At 36.7% G+C, this 2,202-nt stretch carries 1 protein-coding gene; it reads left to right on the top strand.

Annotation, left to right across the window (positions count from 1 at the left end):
• A partial coding sequence (locus KKA81_17065; GenBank protein ID MBU2652639.1) for a VCBS repeat-containing protein occupies positions 1–2,202 on the top strand: 2,202 nt, incomplete at both ends.

The raw sequence follows: 2,202 nt of genomic DNA, 5'->3' as shown, positions 1-2,202 counted from the left end.
TTACGATTACAAAATTAATTATGAATACAGTCCGAATTCATTTCGCTCAAGAATCACGAGTATTCAAGAATGCAATGGTAATGGTGTTTGCTTCAAACCCACGACGTTTCAATGGCAAACGAATGAGGAGGGGTGGGAGGAGAACAAAAACTATATTCCTCCTCAACCTATTACATGGAAAGGAAAATTGCAGGGATTTTATTTGGTTGATTTAAATGGAAATGGTTTATCAGATATTATTCAAAATGATGCTAACCCTTCCCATATGTCTGCGTGGATTAACAACGGAACGACTTGGGTGGAAGATAAATCATATATGCCACCTGCGCCAACGACTTATAACGGTAAAGAACAGGGTTTTAGTTTAGTTGATTTAAATGGAGATGGTTTATTAGATATTATTCAAAATGATCTTAATCCTTCCCATATGTCGGCGTGGATAAATAACGGCAAAACCTGGATAGAAGATAAGTCTTATTTGCCGCCAAATCCAATAACATATAACGGTTATCAACAAGGTTTTCAGTTGGTTGATTTAAATGGAGATGGTTTATTGGATATTATTCAAAATGATGGGAGAGCTGTTCAGTCTGCATGGCTTAATAATGGAACAACTTGGATTGAAAATATATCGTATCAACCACCAAAGCCAATTAATAAGTTAGGTAAGGATACAGGATTTCGTTTGGTTGATCTGAATGGAGATGGATTATTAGATATTATTCAAAATGATAATGATGGAGTTAGATCAGCATGGATTAATAATGGGACGACGTGGGTAGAAAAAAAATCTTTTACACCAAAAGAACCAATTACTTGGGATGGCCAATTGCAAGGGTTCCAGTTGATTGATTTAAATGGGGATGGTTTAGAAGACATTATCCAAAATGATGGAAATCCATTACATATGTCTGCATGGATAAATAATGGAGTTACTTGGATTGAAGATAAATCTTATATGCCTCCAGCTCCAATAACTTATAATGGAGAAGAGCAAGGTTTTAAGTTGGTTGATCTGAATGGAGATGGATTATTAGATATTATTCAAAATGATGGAAATCCATTACATATGTCTGCATGGATAAATAATGGCACAACTTGGGTTGAACATAAGTTGTATATGCCTCCTGAGCGGATAACATATAATGGTCAGGATCAAGGATTTCGTTTAGTTGACCTGAATGGTAATGGTATCTCGGATATTATTTTCAAAAATGTTGAAGACAAACCCGACGCCTGGCTCAACAAAGCCAAAAAGCTTCCCGACTATTTAATCGGTGTAACAGATGGACTTGGCGAAAAAACTTCCATTGATTATGAACCACTTTCTGGTACTTACGTCAAAGTGTACGATCAAGAAAAGAATGCTGATGGCACCTTAGATTCACAATATCCGAATCCGCAATTTGATGGCCCGATGTATGTGGTGTATCAAACCGCCAGTGATACCGGATTAAATGATCCGCAAACAAAATTAAAATATCAATCCGGAAATGGTCAAGTCAAAACATTTCCACAAAGTCCGTATTCAACACTTGCCAAAAATGATGATGGCTCACAACACATCACGACGTATCATTATGTGGGTTCGCGTATGAATAAATTAGGAGAGGGCTTTTTAGGATTTCACAAAGTCCAAACGACGGATAATACCACGGGAATTACAACCACGGTGACGTATAGCCAAGATCCCTCTCAACATACTATTTCTCAACCATTATCAACGATTACGCAACAAGCGAATGGCAATCTTTTAAGTGATACTGAAAATACGTGGGATTTAAAAACTTTTGGCGATGGTTCAGTAAATAACACCTATTATTTACCGTACACGAAGCAGAATGTTAAAAAAACGTATGACTTAAATAATCATTTATTAAGTACGGTGACTACGGATACTACGATGGATGATTATGCGAATCCAACCGAAATGAAAGTGACAACACAAGACAATACTGGAAATTATGTTGTCGATACAAAAAACACTTATACAAATAATACCGACAAATGGTTTATCGGCGAATTAACGGATACTACAGTGACACGTTCTGCGCCTAATACACCCGATATTTCAAGAAATTCGCATTTTGATTACGATGCAAATACGGGCATGTTAATGAAAACAGTCGTGGAACCAAACGATTCCAATTTTACCGTGAATACACAATACACAAGAGATCAGTTCGGCAATATCACCAGCAC

Source organism: Bacteroidota bacterium (assembly GCA_018831055.1).
GTDB lineage: Bacteria > Bacteroidota > Bacteroidia > Bacteroidales > B18-G4 > M55B132.
This window is presented reverse-complemented; position numbering and strand designations above follow the sequence as displayed.